At 36.4% G+C, this 22,134-nt stretch carries 2 protein-coding genes; both read left to right on the forward strand.

The annotated features are described in order from the left end of the window. The gene (locus NQQ59_RS23935) at positions 1-4,404 is read left to right on the forward strand and encodes a PorP/SprF family type IX secretion system membrane protein (protein ID WP_144216475.1); all 4,404 of its coding nucleotides are present in this window, start codon (positions 1-3) and stop codon (positions 4,402-4,404) included. 121 nt (positions 4,405-4,525) lie between these two features. Continuing rightward, positions 4,526-22,093, forward strand: coding sequence for a T9SS type B sorting domain-containing protein (locus NQQ59_RS23940; RefSeq protein ID WP_144216477.1), 17,568 nt, complete (start codon positions 4,526-4,528; stop codon positions 22,091-22,093). Positions 22,094-22,134 lie beyond the last annotated feature (41 nt).

A 22,134-nucleotide genomic window follows, 5' to 3' on the forward strand; every position in this document is an offset into this window, starting at 1 on the left:
ATGAAGAAAATCCTACTATTCATCACTTTATTTTACGGTTTATCAAATGTACTCTATGCTCAGGATGGTTCTGAGGATGGAGTTGTTTCGTTTTCATTACCTATCAGAAATTCTTTAAAGTTTAATAGATATATCATTAACCCTGCGTTCAGTTTTGTTCGTGAATCAAATCCATATATCAGTTTTTATAACAAAAGACAATGGGTTCAGTTTGATAATGCGCCACAGAGTTATTTATTTAATTATTCTGGACGTTTTAGAGAGAATGAAGCTTTTGCTGCAGGTCTTTTTCAACAGAATTACGGATTAATGACTGTATTTGGAGCTATTGGAAACTTTGCTCATAATATTGTTTTAGAACAAGACAGTAATTTGACTTTTGGTTTAAACGTTGGAGTTTATCAAAGTGGTTTAAATACTGGAAAAATCATTTCTGATGATACTACTATTCTACAGGGAGATTTTCCAAAGAGCACAATGCTGACAGTAAATCCTGGGATTAATTATGGTACAGAATTTCTAGATTTCGGATTAGCAATTAACAACTTAGTGTTATACAATTTCGGATCAGGAATGGTAAAAGACGATCCAGAAAGAGCGATTCAGTTACACGCAATGTATACAGGTTACATTGACAGTTATGGCTTTTTCGACAGAAGTAAATTCTCAGGAATTGTAAGAACAGAAATTAAAAAGGACAAAACAGTTATTTCTGGTTTGGCAATGTTGACTCTTCAGCAAGGAGTTTGGGCTCAGGCAGGATACAACACACTGTATGGAGCTTCAGCAGGACTTGGAATTAATATTTCACCAAGCATCGCTATAGAATACAATTACGAAAGAGGAATGGGTAATTTCTCTAATATGGGCGCATCACATGAATTCACGATTGCCTACAAATTCAAAAATAGAAACTATTATTACGGAGATGATGATGAAGGATCATTGATTGATCCAGCGAAACCAAAATCAGTTCCAGCTAAGCCAAAATCAGAGGCAACTCAGGTTAATAGAACTGAAATAGCAGAACAGAAGAGGCTGGCAGCCGATGCGAAAGCAAAAGCCGATGCAGAAGCAAAACAAGCAAGACTTGCTGCAGCCGAAAAAGTTAAGGCTGACGCTGAAGCAAAAGCGAAAGCCAAATTAGAAGCAGACAATAAAGCGAAGGCAGATGCTGAAGCTATTAAAATAAAACTTGCTGCAGATGCAAAAGCGAAAGCCGATGCCGCCGCTGCAGCCAGAGCACAAGCCGCAACAGCAAACAGAGCGGTTGCAGAAACACAAAAAACACAGGCACAATTGGCCGCTGATAAGGCTAGAGCCGATGCAGAGCAGCGCAGAATAAAACTGGCCGCAGACAACAAAGCCAGAGTAGATGCTGCAGCTGCGGCAAGAGCAAAAGCTATTGCAGATAAATCTGAAGCTGCTGCACAAAAAACACAAGAACAATTAGCTGCAGATAAAGCGCAAGCTGATGCTGAAGCAATGAAATTGAAATTAGCTGCAGATGCCAAAGCTAAGGCCGATGCCGAAGCGTTACAATCAAAACTAGCATCAGCTGATAAAGCAAAAGCAGATGCAGAAGCTGCAAAAGCGAAAGCGGCAGCAGCAAATGCAGCGGCACCAACGCAACAAAAAACAGCTTCACAACTAGCAATAGAAAAAGCAAGAGCAAATGCTGAAGCTGCAGCAAAAGTAAGATTGGCAGCTGCAGAAAAAGCAAAAGCTGACGCAGAAGCTGCAAGACAGGCAAGATTAGCAGCTGCAGAAAAAGTGAAAGCAGATGCAGAAGCTGCAAGATTAAAATTAATAGCAGATAATAAAGCAAAAGCTGATGCTGCAGAAGCAAAACGTAAAGCCGATGCAAAAGCGAAAGCCGAAGCAGCAGATATGCAATCAATATTAGCTGCAGATGCAAAAGCTAAAGCAGATTCAGATGCTTTACAGGCAAGATTGGCTGCAGAAGCTAAAGCTAAAGCTGCTTCAGAAGTTAAAACTAAAGCTTCTATTGATGCAGCAAACAAAGCTAAACTAGCTGCCGATGCAAAAGCTAAAGCTGCTGAAGAAGCTGCACTTAAAGAAAAATTAGCTGCTGATGCAAAAGTGAAAGCAGATGAAGAAGCAAGACAAGCTCTTATCGCTGCTGAAGCAAAAGCTAAATCTGATGCTGAAGCTTTAAAATTAAAACAAGCAGAAGAAGCTCGTCAGGCACAATTAGATGCAGACGCGAAAGCGAAAGCAGATGCAGAAGCACTTCAGGCTAAACTTGTGGCAGATGCCAAAGCGAAAGCCGATGCACAAGCTGCAGCGAAAGCGAAATTAGAAGCAGAAAATAAAGCGAAGGCAGATGCAGAAGCGCAACAGGCAAGATTAGCTGCAGAGGCTAAAGCCAAAGCGGATGCAGAAGCTGAAAAAGCAAGATTGGCTGCTGATGCAAAAGCAAAAGCTGATATGGAAGCTTTACAAGCCAAGCTAATCGCTGACGCGAGAGTGAAAGCAGATGCAGAAGCTACAGCAAAATTAAAAGCGGAAGCTGAAGCGAAAAAATTACAAGAGGCAGAAGAAGCTCGTCAAGCGAAATTAGCTGCAGATGCGAAAGCAAAAGCAGACGCCGAAGCTTTAAAAGCAAAACAAGCCGCTGACGAAAAAGCAAGAGTAGAGGAAGAGGCTCGTCAAGCGAAATTAGCTGCAGATGCGAAAGCAAAAGCAGACGCTGAAGCCTTAAAAGCGAAACAAGCGGCTGACGAAAAAGCAAGAGTAGAAGAAGAGGCTCGTCAAGCGAAATTAGCTGCAGACGCGAAAGCAAAAGCGGACGCTGAAGCCTTAAAAGTTAAACAAGCTGCTGACGAAAAAGCAAGAGTAGAAGAAGAGGCTCGTCAAGCTAAATTGGCTGCAGATGCGAAAGCAAAAGCAGATGCAGAAGCACTTCAAGCTAAACTGGCAGAAGAAGCAAAAGCTAAGGCTGATATGGTCGCATTACAAGCTAAATTATTAGCTGATGCAAAAGTAAAAGCAGATGCAGAAGCTACAGCGAAAGCAAAAGCTGAAGCCGAAGCGAAAAAATTACAAGAAGCAGAAGAAGCTCGTCAAGCGAAGTTAGCAGCAGACGCAAAAGCTAAAGCAGATGCAGAAGCGAAAAAACTTCAAGAAGAGGAAGCTCGTCAAGCGAAATTAGCAGCAGATGCAAAAGCTAAAGCGGATGCTGATGCACTAAAAGCAAAACAAGCTGCTGACGAAAAAGCCAGATTAGCAGAAGAAGCTCGTCAAGCAAAGTTAGCAGCTGACGCAAAAGCTAAGGCAGATGCAGAGGCGCTTCAAGCTAAACTAGCTGCTGATGCTAAAGCTAAAGCAGATATGGAAGCGCTACAGGCGAAATTATTAGCAGATGCAAAAGCGAAAGCAGATGCTGAAGCAACTGAAAAATTAAGAGCTGAAGAAGAAACTCGACAATTGAAAGAAGAGGAAGAACGTCAGGCAAGATTAGCAGCTGAAAAAGCAAAAGCAGATGCAGAAGCAGCAGCTCTGGCAGCAAAAGCAAATGACGAAACAGGAAAAGCAATTGAAAGTTTAACGAAATCAGTTGAAAATACAAGTAAAATTCAAAGCGATTTATTAGATCAGTTTAAAGCAACAGTTGCCAACAAGCAAAAAGACTTAAATGATTTAAAAGAGGAGAACGATTTAAGTGAAAGAGGAATTTACAGAGAGCCAAAACCATTCAAAAGTGTAGCGGCAGAAAACAGTCAAATTGAATCACTAAAAGTTCAGATTGCCGATGCAAACAAAAGCATGAAGAATGAGATTGATAGATTGACGGCACTGTACAATGACAGACTTAAAAAGTTCCCTAAAAACGATCCGTTAAACAAAGCGTATCTGGATAAGATAAACGAATTGAAAGCAGCTCAGTTGAAAATGGAGAGAGATGGAGCAGCTTTAATTGCCGATTTAGAGCGTATCAAAGCAGAAACTGAAATTGAGCGTAAACGTAGAATTAAACGTGCCGCTTATGAGAATGATCAGGGAAGATATGCACAGGACGTTGCCGCTCTTAAACGTATTAAAGAAACAACAAAACTGAGTAATACAGCATTGACAGCAAATGATTTTGATTTTGGAGAAGAGCAGTCAAATATGCAGATCATTAAGAATATTAAAAACTCTGATAATGGTTATTACTTAATCGTAGCTGTCCACAACAGTGTTGAGAAACGTGATGAATTCTTAACTAAAGCGGTAGCAGCAGGACGTACAGATATTAATTTCTTTTATAATGTGGCGACAAGTAAGTATTACATCTACTATGAAAAGTTCGATGGTTTACAGGAGGCAACAAAAGCATTAGAATCAAAAGGAAATAAACCATACAACGGTAAAATGGCCATTGTGAAAGTGGAGAATTAATTATAAAGTATATCAAAAATTAGTCCTTCTCAATTTTTGGAAGGACAATAAAATAAATGTTTCAGAATGCTAAAATTTATTTTTTAATGCCCCTTAAAAAGTAAAAGTTAGCCAAAACAAAATGAAGACTATGAAAAAACCTACTATTTTTAAAGTATTTATTGCAGCTTTGCTCGTATTGCTTAGTATTTCTTCTCACGCCCAGTTAAGAAAGAATTTTAATCCGCGTAAAACAACAAGCTTAAATGGAGATATTTTAGTTATTGGAAACAATATCTTAAATAGGGATAATGGAAATGGACAACGTCCTAAAGATCCTTATAATGATCTTGGATCAAACAGTAAGCTAAATGACAATTTCAATATGAAGTATATTGATATTGATAGTGACAGCGATACATACAATTCAAGTTCTGCAAAATTGACAATTCCACAAGCAAGTAAGGCTTGTTACGAAATTGAATATGCAGCTTTGTATTGGGGGGCAACTTATCGTGGTTCCAACCGAAGCAAAATAAACGAGGTTAAATTAAAATCACCTACAGATAGTGATTACAAAAAACTCACTGGAACATTACTTTTTGATGAGGGAGGTGCCGGAGTATCAAATCCATATGTAGCAAAACCATATGCTTGTTTTATAGACATTACAGATGCTGTTAAAACAGCTAAAGAAGGTGTTTATACAGTTGCTGATATTGTTACTACCGAGGGACAATATCAACCTGGAGCGAGTGCCGCAGGGTGGTCTATTTTTGTAATTTATAAAGATCCTTTACTACCAAATAAATATATTACCAGTTATGACGGTTTTAGTATTATTAGAAGTAGTGATGATCCGTTAGATATTCCTATTTCAGGGTTTAGAACCAATCCGTTTGGAGATGTAAATGTAAAATTAGCATTTAGTGCATTAGAGGGTGATAATCCATTAGAGGGAGACGGTCTTTTTATTAAAGGTGCAAAATCAACTACATGGGGTGCAATATCTTCACTAGTTCGACCAATTAGAGTTTCAGGTGGAAGATCAACACCAAACTTTTTTAATAGTAGTATCTCAGATGGAGATGTTTACATGATGGATCGTGTACCAAATAGTAAAAATACACTTGGTTACGATGCGGGTGTTGTAAAAATAGACAACAGAAATAATTCGATAATACAGAATGATGAGACTAGTGCTACTCTTAGGATTAGTACTTCTTCAGATTCTTATTATATGTTTTTTAATGCATTGGCAGTAGAAATTATTGCGCCTAAAATTGTCTTAAGAAAGAATGCTCTTGATAAAGATGGGAAGAATATTAATGGACAACCGGTAACATTAAATCAAGAACTTCAATACGAAATTAATTTTAGAAATGAAGGAAATGATAATGCCAAGAACTTTACGATAACAGATGAGCTTCCTAAAAATGTAATTTTCGGTGGTCTTGGTAGTATTACAATGGATTCCAGAATTACTGCAACCTATGATGCAACAACCAGAAAACTTGTTTTTACGGTACCTGATGCAATGGTTGTTGCAAACGGTGCGGCGACACCATACTCTATTAAATTTAAAGTAAGGGTAGTAGATGATTGTAATGAGTTGATTGATGCCTGTGCTAACCGAATTGAAAACATAGCTTTCTCAAAATATTATGGTGTTAAGAATACTACTCCTGAAGGTTTTGGAGAAGGAAGTTATTCTACGATTTCACAATGTAATGTTGGAGAACCAACAGCAACAAACTTCTTAGTTGGTATTGATAAGTGTTTATTTAGTAGAGATGTTTCTATATGTGGAACCGCTACATTAACTGCAGCTTTAGGATATAAAACTTATGTATGGAGAGATCCAAACGGAGTAATTTTTGGAGGGAACAACAGAACGGTTACTATTAATAAACCTGGAAAGTATACGGTTAATAATAGCGGTGCCGAAAATTGCGAACCTATTCAGCAAACGTTTAATGTTACAGATTATCTTGCAGGGAAAATTGAAAACCCAGTTAAAGGAGACAATATTGATCCAGCAACTGGACTTGCTTTTGCCTGTGTGAGGGATAATAAACCGTTTCCAAAAATTTTCTTGTGTGGCCTTAACGACAAGAGAGAAATTGATACAAAGATTACTGGAGCAACAAAAGTAACCTGGCAGGAAACAAAAGATGTTCCTCCTGATGATCAACCTAATCCGGAGAGTTGTCCTTATGAAGGAGCAACAAATTGGACAACAATTGTTGATAACAATACGAAATTTACCGCAGACAGAGCTGGTGTTTTTAGAATTGTGGTAAACTATGGGAATACTTGTGTGGTAACTCATTATTTTAATGTTTACCAAAACAAATTAGATCCAAAAGCAGAAAAACAAGATATCGTTTGTGATACTAAAGGAAGGATTACAATTACAAATCCACCAGAAAATACTGGTTACAGTTATAGTTTAAACGGAACAGATTATCAAACATCGAGTACTTTCAATAATGTTGCAAAAGGAAGTTATAAAGTTCAGATTAGACAAACTGTGCTAATTGACGGCCAGATGTCTGCATGTCCATTCTTTGTAGATGTAAATGTTGAAGAACTTGTTTTAACTACAGACATTAGTGCAACTCACCCAATTTGTACGGGGCAATTAGGAACTATTACTGCAAGTATAAATACAGTTCCGGGTCAGTATAAATTTGTACTTAGAAAGAAAGGAAGTACAACAGAGATTCAAAACACTGGATTGATTGATGACAACTTTAAAGTATTTACAGGGGTTGAACCTGGAGTATATGAAGTTGATATGTCTACAGCAAAGAACGGTTGTAAGCAAACAAAAGAAATTGAAGTATTTGATTATCGTTTGAGCGCTCAGGCAAAAGTGACTAAAGACCTTTCGGGATGTGGAGACGGAGAAATTACTATAACAGTTACGGGTGGAACACCACGTACTGGACCGCCACCTTATTATATGTATTACATAAATGATAGTGCAGATTTTGTTACTAATCCAGTACTAACTGTAACGCCTGAAACATTACCAGCAGATGGTATTTTCAATATTGTAGTTACAGATGATAAAGGATGTTCTGTAACAATTCCACCTATAAAAATGGTACCAGTTGCAAAACCAACAGTGACATTTAAAGGTAATGATGTAAGATGTTATGGAACTGACAGTGGCCAAATTGATGTAACTGTTACTGCTACAAGTCCAGGTTATGTTGTTTCTTATAGTGTAGATGGCGGAAGTTTCAGTTCTATTTCACCAATTACTAATTTAGCAGTTGGAGATCATTCTGTAGTGGTTAAATATGTTTATGCTGGTGTTGAATGTACTGATCCTCCACAAACTGTAAAAATTGGAGGTCCGGCAGGAATGTTAACGGCTTCTGCAGGAGTTTCAGAATTATCTGGTTGTGGTCCGACAGGATTTGAAAAACAAGGAAAAATTAGAATTACAAACGTACAAGGAGGTACACCTCTTTATAAATATAGTTTTGATGACCAAAAAACTTGGATAGATGAGAATGAAGCTTATGTAAATCCTGGGAAATATACGGTTTATGTAAAAGACAAAAATGAGTGTATTTATGCAATGTCAAATATTGTTTTGGATGAAAAGCCGGCAGATCCGTCTATAGATCCAAATCCTGTTGTGGTTTACAATTGCGACGGAACAGGTAATACCACTATTACTGTAACAAATACGGGTGGTGCAAATTACACTTATGAATATTATATCGATACTAAACCGAATACTCCTATAACCAGTAATGTATTTACAAATGTTCCAACAGGTAAACATGAAATTACAGTAAAATATAAGCTGGTTGCTGCTACGACATTCAGTAATTTATTGAAAGAAGATTTTGGAAGCGGTAAAGATGAAAAACTAACAGGTATTCACCCAAATTATTGTTGGGAAAAACAAGATTATATTACAGATTGTGGTCATGGTTTATGGCATGATTATTTATTAAATGATGGAGAATATGTAGTTACTAAAGGAATTCTTCCTGATCACAGAAATGACTTTGGATGGGTAATTCCAGTAGATCATACTAGTAATGGAAGTGATATAAACGGTAGATATTTAGCTGTAAATATTGGTGGAGCAGTTGGTATTGGAGGAATTATTTATTCTAAACCAATTGTTGATATTATACCAAATCAGGATATTAAAGTAGAGTTTTATGCTTTAAACTTATTACTAAAAGACAATCAGAAAGTAAAACCAAACCTTACTATTGAATTACACAAAAATGGTGTTGCAATACCAGGTGCGTCTGTAAACACTGCAGATATTCTTCAAAACGAACAATGGAACTTAATTGACGGATTAACGATTAATCCTGGTCCAAACAGTTCTTTAGATTTCGTAATCAGATCAAATAGTGACAGAGAAGACGGAAACGACTTATGTGTTGATGATATTTTAGTATATCAGCTTCCTAAATCATGTATTGCTGAGAGAAAAATGGAGGTTATCATTGAAACGAACAAAGCATTTAAAGTTTCAGAACCAGAAATCGATGACGCAACATGTGGAGATGTGAATAATGGAAAAATCACAATTGCTGTTGAAAATTTTGATACAACAAACGGATTTAAATACTCTATAGATAACGGACAAAATTGGAATACTTCTACAACTTCTCCTGTTACTATCGAAAAATTACCGAAAGGGAATTATAAAATTATCGTTAAAAATGATGATGCAGGTTTCTGTACAAGTACTTTCGATAAAGAAATAAAAGCGCCTATTACACTAACAACAACAGCAAGTATTACAAAAGATGCGACTTGTATTGTAGGGGCTTCTATTACTGCAGTGCCACAAGGAGGGTCTCCAGCTTATCAGTATGAACTTTATTATACTAATGGTACACTTTATGAAAGTAGCACAGTGGCTACATTTACAAATGTACCTGAAGGTACGTATTATGTTATTGTTAAAGATAAGAGTTCTTGTGCTTCTACTGCATCAGACCCTATTGATGTAAAAAGACCACTTCCACCAAGAATAACTTTAGATGGATCTTCAGACTTGTGTTATGATGCTGCAAACAAAGCGACGCTTGTTGTTAAAGTAGAAGGAGGTCTTGCACCATTCTTTTATAGTTTGAATGGAGGTAATGCTCAAAAAGATAATAATAAATTTGAAGTTGGACCTGGAACTTACTCAATTGCAGTAACAGATGCCAACGGATGTGTTGCTGAAGCAATTACAGGAATTGAAATTGCTAAAGAAATAAAAGCAGTACCAGAAATCACTAAATTATTAGACTGTACGTCAAGTCCAGAGGCAGAAATTACGATTCATGCTTCATTAGGATATCCTACTTATAAATATCAAGTATCAACAGATGGCGGAAATAATTTTGCCGATATGACTTCAAACGTTTATAAAGCGGATAAAGTTGGAAGCTATATTTTTAAAGTTACAGATTCAAAAGGATGTTCTGTTACGACTAGCGCTGTAAATGTAAATGCTAAATTAACGCCTACAGCTTCAATTGTTAGTCAAACAGATCCAAAATGTAATAATGAATCTACAGGTCAGTTTACAGTTCAAGCAGCTGGTGGATCTGGGCCTACTTATGAATATAAATTTAATGGAGGTAATTACGGTGCCTCTGCTACCTATTCAAATTTAAATGCATTTGTTGGAGCAGTAAATACCAGAACTTATACTTATCAGGTAAAAGATAGTAAAGGTTGTGAATCTCCAGTTTATGAAGTTACTCTAACAAACCCTACAAAAGTATCGGTTTCAGGTTCTTTCCAAGCGAATACCACTTGTAGCACTACAACAGTTGTTACTATCCTTGGAGATGGTGGTACAGGTACATACCAATATAATTTTGACGGAGGTTCTAATTATAATGGTACGACAACTAAAACTATTACTTTAACAAATGCTGAGCAAACGGTTAAATTCTATGTAAAAGATGCTAATGGATGTACAGCAGAAGGAGAAGTTAAAGTTCCGGCATTTAACCCGCCGACAAGAATTGACATTTCTGATCCAGCTGCCATTACATGTAAAGTAGGAGGTACAACAACTAGTCTTACATTAACAGCAGTAAATGGTATTGCTCCATTTACGTATGAAGTTACTTCTGGACCAGTTACACCAACAGCAATAACAGGAAATACAGCTACCTTTACTGGTTTAACTGCTGGTTTTTATGAGTTTAAAGTTACTGATGCGAGAGGTTGTACTACTACGGGATCAAAAACTATTGCACAAGGTGTTAAAATTAAGGCTGAAGGTTCGAAAACAGATGAAAAATGTTTTGAAGCTAAAAATGGTTCTGTTTCATTTACAGTGTCAGACGTAAGTAGCACAGGAAACTTTGATTATACGATTACTCCAAATTCAGGTACTCCATCGGTTAGTGGAAATACAATCACACGTACTAACCTGGCACCTGGAAAATATACTTTTGTTGCTACAGATCGTACAACAGGATGTGTGTCAGAAAGTGTAGAAGTAACTGTTGGTGCAGCAACTGCAATTGACTTCACGGTTAATGCTACAAAAATTAGTTGTAACAATACAGTAGCAACATTAACAATTTCAAATATATCGGGAGGAAAAGGTACTTACACTTATGCATTTGTGCGTAAAGATGCTACAGCTCCTACTACTTATGGAACAAGTTTAACAGTTGATACTGCAGTATTAACTACCAATATTGACGTTTATGTTAAAGATGTAAATAATTGTGCGGTTAAGAAATCTATCTCTATTCTAACGGAAGATGCTCCAATAATTAATCCGATTGCGGCGCAATGTTATCCAGGTAGTCCTATTGCTGTAACGATAGATGGTACGTTTGCAAGACCGGCAACGTTTAGTAAAGATGGTAATAAATTTGAATCATCAGATACATTTAATTTAACTCCTGGAACATATAAATTAACAGTAAAAGATAAATTTGGTTGTGAAGCATTTATCAATTATGTAGTTCCTGAGCAATTAACAATTACTCCGGCTATTGTACCAGATGCTACTTGTACAACAGAAACAACAATAAGTTTATCTTCTACAGGAGGAACAGGAACTCGTTCTTATGCGGTTTCTATTGATAATGGAACGTATAATACAGTAACGAGTCCTTACACTGCAACAGCAGCTGGAACTTATAAATTTAGAGTTAGCGATAGTGCAAACCCAACTTGTTATGCATATACAGCAGATATTCCTGTTACATTAAAAGCGACTACTTTCACAATTAATCCAAGTAAAACGGATGTAAAATGTAACGGAGCTGCTACAGGAACTATCTCTATTTCAACAACAGCTGGTAAAGCTCCTTATACTTATAGTGTAACTAAAGCAACAATTCCAGTTTCAACAACTGCTTTGACTACAGGTTTAACAGCAGGAGTTTATGATATTGTGGTTACTGATCATATAGGATGTACGGGTACTGCACAGGTTACTATTTTGCAACCAGATTTACTTGAAGCTAATGCAACTATAGATCCATTTACATGTAGCCCTACAAATGCTAAAGAATCTAAAGATGTAACTGTTACAGTAACAGGAGGAGTAGCTCCTTATACATATAGTTTCAATGGAAGTTCTTATGGTGATGACAGTACATTTTCAGTATCAGATAATGGAAACCCACAATCAGTTACTTATTCTGTAAAAGATGCCAATGGTTGTACTACACAAGTTGAAACATTAGATATTTTACCTCTTAACCCTCCAAAAATTACGTCGGTTAATGCAAGTGTAATTTATTGTGATCCTATTGGAAGCAGAACTAGCACCGTTAAAGTAAATTTAACAGCTGGAACAGGAACAGGAACGGTAGTTTATACAATTGTTTCTGGACCAACAATAAATACTACAGGCGCTACAGATGGAGAGTTTAAAGATCTTACTCCTGGTAGCTATGTTTTCAGAGTTACAGATGGAAGCGGTTGTTATGCGGATTTTTCTAAAAATATTCCAGCAGTCGTTGCTATTAGAGCTACACCAACTAAATTGAATGATGTTTATTGTAAAGGTGGTAGTACCGGAAATATTAGATTTAATGTTACAAACTTTACTTCAACATATAGTTATAAAGTTAATAGCGAACCAACTGTAACAGGAAGAAACGAAACTGTATTTACTTTGGCAAATCGTCCTGTAGGTGTTTACAATGTTGTATTTGTAGATGAAACTACAAATTGTACAGTTACAGAACAAGTTGAAATTTTTGAACCTAATAATCCTTTGGATTTAGTTATAGATTCTAATGTAAATTCAAATTGTGGTATAATTACTTCTACTGTAACAGTTCATGCTACAGGAGGAACAATAGGTTCAGGTTATCAATATGCTATTTTAGATGCAGACGATACAACTTCGACACCAATCTATGGTCCAAATCCTGTATTTAATATCAATTCAAATTCAGGTGCAGACTTAAACTGGGTTATCTACGCAAAAGACGCTAATGGATGTATTGTATCTAGAAACGTTACAATTGCAAGAGATACACAGCCAACAGTTACTTTGGATGTTCCAAATCAATGTTCAGCTTCTGGTACTTCATTTACAATTGTAGCTAGTGGAGCAAATGGGGTTGTACCTTATACATACACAATTAATACAGGAGTTGCTCCTAGTCCGGCAAATACATTTACTGTGGGAGCAGGAACTTATGTAGTAACAATTACAGACGCAAATGGTTGTACAAATACAGAAACAGTTACTGTAAATGATGCAATGATTGCCACTGCAGTTAGAAAAAAAGATCTTACTTGTACGGCGATTTCACCAACAGATGCAAGTATTGAGGTTAATGTAACGGGAGGAAATCCATCTTTTGGATATAGAGTAAGAATGTTGCCAGCAGCATTTACTGGAACTCCAATTCCTTTTACATCAACTAGATCTTTTGTTTATAGCACAGGAACAGCAGGAACATATGAGTTTGAAATAACAGATGGAAATAATTGTCCTAAACTAACGAATACAGTTATTGTTAATCCTACTACAACTGTGACTGCTACTTACACACCAACAAATCCTACTTGTAATGCAGGTACAGATGGTGTTGTTGAATTGCGTGGAACTGCTGGTGAAGCACCATTTAAATATAATTTTAACGGATTAGGATTCGGAGATAAATATATTTTTGGAGGCTTAACAGCTGGAAGTTACTCTTATACAGTTAGAGATGCTAAAGGATGTGAGTTTAATGGTACAGCTGTTTTAACTGAACCAGCTCCAATCGATGGACTTGTTGAGGGAACTCCAATTATTTGTGACCTTAATACATTAGGTACGTTTAAAGTAAGTGTGCTTTCAGGTGGAGTAGCTCCGTTTGTTTATACATTATATGATAGTAACCGTAATCAGTTACAGACATATACTGAAACTTCTGCTTCTCCAACGGCTGTTCACACTTTCGCAGGACTAAATTTTGGTTACTATTATGTTACAATAGTAGATGCTAATGGATGTAAATTTGAAACATCAAGACTTCGAATTGAAACACCTCCATATTTAAAAATTACAACAACAGCAGATTCTTTTAGTTGTGCTACAGGAGTTAATGTTACTGTTACCACAACTGGAGGAGAAGGACCATATACATATTCTATTTTTGGTCAAGCTGAAACGGCTCCTATAGCAAGCAATAGTTATACATTTACTGGTTTAGCACACAATAGAACTTATTATTTGCAAGTAAAAGACAAGAATAACTGTATTTCTATAGCAGAAGAAATTACTCCTCCATCACCTTCTACTATCAAAATTACAGCAACATCACAAACTGATGCAACTTGTGCAGGAAGTGCAAATGGTATTTTAAACTTTACTGTTGAGGATTATGATCCTACAGTAACGACTATCCGTTATAGAATATTAGATGAATTAACTCAATTGCCACTTACAACACCAATTGGAGATGATTTAACTGGACCTGCAGGAGGACCTGTATCAGAGACTATTAATAATCTACCAGCGGGTAATTATACACTGGAAGTAACTGAAGTTGGTGGTACGCTTTGTTCAACTTCATATACATTTAGAATTGATCAACCAGCTCAACCTCTTAACTCTGTTATTACTAATCTAGTACCTGCAAATTGTAATAGTGGTGCTATTGTAACTATGAGAACAACTGGAGGTACAGCGCCATATTATTATGGTGTAGCAGTTTCACCTGCAATGCCAACAGATTTTACAAGTACAAATAATGTTATAGAATTAGATCCTTCTTCAGGAACAGATTGGAACATTGTAGTAAGAGATTCAAAAGGATGTGAAGTTGGAAGAGCACAAATAATTCCTGTAGATTCTAGTCCAGATATTGATTTACAGATTGTGGATAGATGTGCTACTGAAGGTAATTTCTCAGTAAATGTTATCGAGACTACTGCAGGTAAAGGAGCTTATTCTATAAGTGTAGATAGTGATAATTCTTATTCACCTCTTACAGGAGGATTACCATATACTGTAACGAATCTGACTTCCGGTTCTCATAGAATTTATATTAAAGACGCTAATGGATGTGTTGATTTTGAAGATATAAACATTAATGCACCACTTGATTTACAGCCTGCTGTAGTTTCAACAGACCCAACTTGTACATCAGTTAATGGTGGTAGTATTACATTAACAACTACTGGTGGTACAGGTACTTATACTTATACTATTGACGCTGCTGGCGCAACTGTAACAAATAATGTAATTTCAAATTTAGCTTATGGAAACTATACTGTTACTGTTACTGATGGTTACTGTAACACAACAGTTCCTGTTGAATTGAAAGCACCAATCCCAGTTACTTTTGATGCTGATGTTGTAGATGTGGCTTGTTATAATGGTGCTACAGGAAGTATTACAGTAAATTTACTTCCAGGAAACACAGAAACGCCATATACATATGCTATAGCATCTGCTACAGCTGATCCACTTCCTTTAGGAATTGTATTGATAGGAAATAAATTTACAAATGTTCCACAAGGAAGTTATGCAATAACTGTGACTTCTGGAAAAGGATGTCCGACCACACATACTTTTGATGTGGATCAACCAACGGCAGCAGTAGGTGCAATTGCAGCTGTTGATCCTTATAACTGTAATCCTAGTAATACTGTACAACAAGCAGTTGTAAGAGTTACAGGTACTGGTGGATCAGGATCATACAAATATAATTTTGATGGAGGAACGACTTATACTGACGATAATGAATTATTTGTTACTGATGATACAACAGTACAAAGGATTAATTATTACGTCATGGATAGTAATGGTTGTACTTACAGTAATTTTGTTGATGTTAATCCATATCAGCAATTAGCAACTATTGATTTTGCAGTTGTAACAGCACCAGTTTGTTCAAGAAATGTTGCTGATATTAGAGTGGATGTGACAGGAGGATATACTCCTTATGCGAAGTATGAAATTATTTCTCCTATAACCAGAGATAATTTAAATTCAGATACATTTACAGGATTGGCACCAAATGTAAACTACTTATTTAGAGTTACCGATGCCAATGGTTGTTACATTGAGGGTAACTATACAGTAGCTCCAGTTGTTCCAATTAATATTGTGAGAACATCATTTACTAATGTAAGTTGTAATACACTAAATGGAACTAGCAATAACGGTTCAGCAACTTTTACAGTTTCTGACTTTAGTGTGAGTGGAGATTATACTGTTTCAGTTGCATATAATCCAACAACATTGCCAATTGTTACACCAAGTGTAGCTAATGATGTTATAACTTTAAATGGTTTGTCAGAAGGAACTTATACTGTAACTGTAGAAGATAATATAACGCATTGTTCACAAAGCGCATCTGTTACAATTACAATGCCTGCTCCAATTTTGTTTGATGCAGTTGGAAGCAACGTATATTGTACAGAAGATAATTCTACAATTACAATTAGTAACATAACTGGAGGAACTTCAGCTTATTCTTATGCTGCAGTTATAGCAGGTCAAGTTCCAACGGCTTTTACACCAGCTACTGATCCTTTAGTAGTAGATACTGACTTAACAAACCTAGCATGGGATGTTTACATTCAGGATCGTAACTTATGTATTTCTGCGCCAGTTCGTGTTAACATTACTCACGATGTGGCTCCTGTTCTTAATATGCCAGCACAGCAGTGTTTTGTTGGTACAGATATTACAATTGATTTTAGTAATGCCGCATTGTCAACAACATACAACAATATTAAAAAGTTTACAGTTGATGGTTTACCAACTACGAACAACATAACATTTACAAAAGCAGGTTCATACAAAATTGTCTTGACAGATGATAATGGTTGTCCTGCAGAGATAGATTATGTAATTGAAGAACGATTAACAGCGACTGCAACAGTAGAGAAAGACCTTTACTGTGAGACAGGTAATGAAGCAGCCAAAATTGTTGTGGAAGTGAAAGGTGGTAAAAAAGACTATACGTATCAAATGTACTTAGACGGAAGTGCAGTTGGTCTTCCTAAACCAGCGACTGGTGATTTTGAAGAATTAGTAACTGCTCCAGGCGTTTACACTTTTGCAATCTCAGACAGTAATGTACCATGTATATTTACAACATCGCCTGTAACAGTTAATGTACCAGGAACGATTACGCTTACACCATCACAAACAGATGTGATCTGTTTTAATAATAGCAATGGAAGTTTAACAGTTGTACCTTCAGGTGGAGTTGCTCCTTATAAATTTGTACTTACAAGTACAGGTACTGGTGCAAATACTACAGGAGATACTAATGGAATTTATACAGATTTAATTCAGGGTGATTACCACGTTGTTGCAACAGATGCTAAAGGTTGTACAGCTGCAGCAGATATTACAATTATTCAACCACCTTTATTAGAAGAGGATCATTCAGTTACACCAAATTCATCTTGTAGTACAACTACTGAAATTGTGGTAACAGGTATAGGTGGAAAAGGAACGTACCAATATGACTTTGGTAAAGGATATGATGATGCAGATCGTATTTCAGTACCTAATGATGGTTCAGTGGCTTCAGTTACTTATACCGTTAGAGATGCAAATGGATGTACAACAGCTCCGGTAACAGTTCCAATCGTTCCATTAAACAAACCATCAGCGTTAACGTTCTTACCAACAGCTATTACTTGTGCTTCTGGAAGCAGTAATGTTACAGTTACAGCTACAAATGGTGTAGGTGCATTAGAATTTAGAATTATAGAATTCAACGGAGCACCAACAACTATGTATGCGATGATTCCAACAACAGGAAGCGCAGTTCCGGCGGTGTTTACAGGATTACCTTTCGGTGAATATAAATTTGAAGTAACGGATAGTAATAAATGTACTTTCGCTGATATACTAACAATTAAAGATGTTGTTAGAATTCAGGCTACAGGTGAAGCATTTGCGAAATCTTGTATCGGTACTAATGACGGAAAAGCAGTCTTTACAATTTCTGATTTCAAAGGAACTTATACGTACTCAGTAACTAGAAATACTGTGGCATTTGATGGTCCACATACAACTTCTAATTCAGAAGTTACTTTAGCAAATCTAGCTACAGGAACTTATGAAATTAGTGTTATTGATGATATTACAAACTGTGACATAAAATTCAGCGTTACTGTTAATGACCCTATCGCTGTAACAATTACAGAAGAAGATAATGTCAATGCTAATTGTAATACAGGTGCAAAAGTTACGGTTGCAGGTCACGGAGGAACTCCAGGATATACGTATTCTTTTGTTCCGGCAAGTCCAACAGCAACTCCAGGAACATTTGAATCTGAAGCAACAAGAGAATTGAAACCAGCAGATGCTACTTCATGGTATGTGTATGCTAAAGATCAAAACGGATGTATTTCTGCTCCAATTACAGTAGATATTGAGACAGATCCATTACCAGCAGGATTTACTGCTTCGGTAACATCACAATGTCCTGATGCAGATGGAAATTACGAAATCGTAATTACTCCTGGTACTGGAATGGGACCATTTACTTACAGTATCGGAAACGGATTCCAAACAGATGAGAAATTCACTGTAAAAGATCCAAGAGCTTACGATATTGTAGTAAGAGACAGATTTGGTTGTGAAACTGAATTCCCTGCTTTAATTGAAATTTTAGAGCCAGTAGTTTTAGATGTAATAAAAGATATCTTACCAAGCTGTACAGATGGCGATGGTCAGGTAACAGCATCTGCAACAGGAGGTAAAGGTCCGTTTAGCTATACTCTTGATGGAGTTAGAACTTTAACAACTACTACTCCTGCTGTATTTGATAGAGTAGGTTCAGGTTCACACACCATTGTGGTAACAGATCTTGGAACACCAAATAATTGTACAGATGAGGTTCAATTTGAATTAGCTCCAGCTACTCCTATTACAGGATTTGATGCAGTTCCTACTCATGTTTCTTGTAACGGTGGAAACAACGGTACAATTACAGTAAGTTTAGCTCCAATAAGTGATGGTGTTAATGATAATCCTAAATACATGTACAGTCTGGATGGTGGAACACCACAAGACAATCCGGTATTTAAAGGATTAAGAGCAGGAACTTATAATGTTTCTGTAACTTCAGGAAGAGGTTGTGAAGCCGATATGGATGTAGAAATCACTGAACCACGTGAGATTGTAGTTCGAGATCCACTTGTAAGCCAATACGGTTGTATCCAGGAGAATATTAGTAATTATGCAACTATTACAGTTAGCGGAGTTACTGGTGGAACAGGAGATTATACTTATGAGTTTATTAAAGACGGAACTCAGGTTTACAAAGGTCCAAGAAATGTGTATACAGAAATGGATTATAAGGGAGGAATTTACACGATAAACGTTTCTGATATTAATCAGTGTAGTGCTTCTGCAGTGGGAACATTTGAAATTAAAGCATTTGTTCCAATGGATAAACTTGCTATTAATGTAGATGACGCTATTACTTGTACTAACCTTGAAGATATTTCAATAACGGTTAAAGCTAGTAACGGTACAACTTTACCAGGATCGTATACTTATAGCTTAAGCGGAACAAACGGAACCGTTTATGGTCCAACGCCTAGCACAGATGGTGTCTTTACAGATTTAGCAATCGGTGATTATATCGCAACAGTGACAAATACTGTAACTGGATGTACACTACAAGCATTCCATTTTGTAGATGATCCAAACACGTTTGAAATTATTGCAACACCTGAAAATGATAAAGTTTGTTACGATGCTACTACAAGAGTTCAATTAACTTTTGTTGATAATCAGCCAAATCCAACAAACGATGCAGGTCCGTTTGAATATACAATTACTGGAGGTTTAACTTTAATAAATAATGTAACAACTGATGCAGGTCCAATTTGGATTTCAAATCTAAAAGCAGGTCAATACAAAGTTGTGGCTAGATTGGTAAGTAAACCAGAATGTACAGTGGAGAAAATCTTCACGATCGAACAACCACCTACAGAGTTAGTGGTTACAACAACACAGTCTGAAATTACTTGTATCTCAGGTAACAATGATGGTAAGATTGTAGCATCAGCAACTGGAGGATGGCCAGGTGAATATTTGTATGAGTTGAGATTAGGAACTACTATTGTTAAAGGATACAATAGTTCTCCAATATTCGAAAACCTAACAGAAGGAAACTATACTGTTTATGCTAAAGATGGTTATGGTTGTGAAAGCTCTATTGACGCTAGTTTATTAAATCCAAAACAGATTAATGTTTCAATTAGTGCAACTCCAATGCTTACTTGTTATGACAATGAAAATGGAGTATTAACAATTGATACAGTAAATGGAGGTTCAGGAAATTATACTTACACATTACATGGAGTATTAGTTGATGGAACGGTTATTACTGCACAGGCACAAGGAGCAAATCAGTTTACAGATTTAAAAGCTGGAACTTATTATGTTACTGTAAATGATACATGGAATTGTACAAATGATTCTAATACAGTGACAATTGATCAGCCAGAAATTGTAAAAGCAACTTTAGAAATTCAAAGAACAGAAACATGTGAAGTAGTTCCTGTTGTTAGATTAACAGCTATCGGTGGTGTTGGTCCTTATTACTATAGTGCTGACGATGTAACTTATACTGGTCCATTTAGCTCTTATGTAGATATTACGTTACCTGTAACAACTACAAAAGTTGAGTACAAGTATTTTGTAAAAGATTCTAATGGTTGTCGTAGTTATGAGTCGAACTATAGTGAATTCTCACCTGTTCCAGAATTAACATTTGAGCGTTCAAGTGAAATTGATATTAAATGTAAAGGAGGAGCCACAGGTTCTATCACTGTAGTAGCTAAAGGAGGTTTAGGAAACTATATCTATACTTTACAAGATGCTTCTGGAACAGACATTACTCCAGCTCCGACGCAGGATATTCCAGGTACATTTACACATTTACCAATAGGTAATTATATTGTAAAAGTGACAAGCTCTGATTGTAAAACAGTATCAACGCTGTTCGAATTAACAGAACCTGATAATCCTTTATTGGCAGCTGCTATTGCAACGCCATTAACTTGTAACGGTTACAATAATGGTAAAATTACTGTAAATGCGACAGGTGGTGTAGGAGCATATAAATATGCTATTGAACCAGAATTCAAACAGTTCTTTGACAAAAATGTATTCGAAAACTTGAAACCAGGTTTCTATGATATATTAGTTCAGGATGAAAATGACTGTTACTTCTTCATCGAAAATGTGGAAGTTAAAGAACCAGATCCAATTGGAATCATTGAAATCGAAGCATCAAGACAAGAAGAACATTGTGCTGGTGATAAAGATGCTGTTTTTGAAATCGAAGTAGCAGGAGGAACAATGCCTTATAGCTATAGTTTAGATAATCAAGGAGGACCGTTTACGGCTGGAGATGCTGCTCAGACAAGGTTTGTATTCAATAACCTTGAAGGAGGAACACATACAGTTTACATCTTAGATGCAAATAAATGTACACAGGAAATTACCATCAATATGGCATTACCAGTGACGCTTAATCCAACTATTAAAGTAGATTATGATTGTGTGAACAATGCACAGGCTAATATGGTGATTGTTACAATAGATCCGTCAAACACAGATCCAACGCAAGTAACGTATTCTCTTGACAACAATGGAACGTTCCAGCCAAGTAATATCTTTACAGATGTTGCAGCAGGACCTCACTACATGGTAGTAAGACATACTAATGGATGCGAAGTAACTACAGATTTATTTGATGTAGATGCAGTTGATCCTGTTACTCTAATCGATGTGACAGAACAAACTACAGATATTAATACCATCACGGTAAAAGCTTCAGGTGGTTTTGCTCCTTATGAGTACAGTTTCAATGGTGAACCATTCACGTCATCTAATAGTTACAGAATTTATAAATCAGGTATTTATAAAGTGATTGTAAGAGACAAAAATGGTTGTGAAGCTACGATAGATGTTAAAGGTACGTTCTACGACTTCTGTCTACCGAACTACTTTACACCAAACGGTGGAAATGGTAATACAACTATTGGTCCTGATTGTGGAGCATTAGCTTACAAAGACCTTACATTCGATGTTTACGACAGATACGGTCGTGTAGTTGGTAAATATAGAGTTGGAGGTAAATGGGATGGTAGATACAACGGAAACGAATTACCAACAGGAGATTACTGGTATGTTCTTAAACTGAATGATCCTAAAGATCCTAGAGAGTTTGTTGGACATTTCACATTATACAGATAACAAAATTATAGCCCCAATGATGTTATCTAAAAAAATTATTA

It is taken from the genome of Flavobacterium panacis, assembly GCF_024649945.1.
GTDB classification, from domain to species: Bacteria; Bacteroidota; Bacteroidia; order Flavobacteriales; family Flavobacteriaceae; genus Flavobacterium; species Flavobacterium panacis.

Bases quoted from the DNA above. Each gene is read 5' to 3' on its own strand.
- NQQ59_RS23935 (WP_144216475.1), top strand. From the start codon at position 1: ATGAAGAAAATCCTACTATTCATCACTTTATTTTACGGTTTATCAAAT.
- NQQ59_RS23940 (WP_144216477.1), top strand. From the start codon at position 4,526: ATGAAGACTATGAAAAAACCTACTATTTTTAAAGTATTTATTGCAGCT.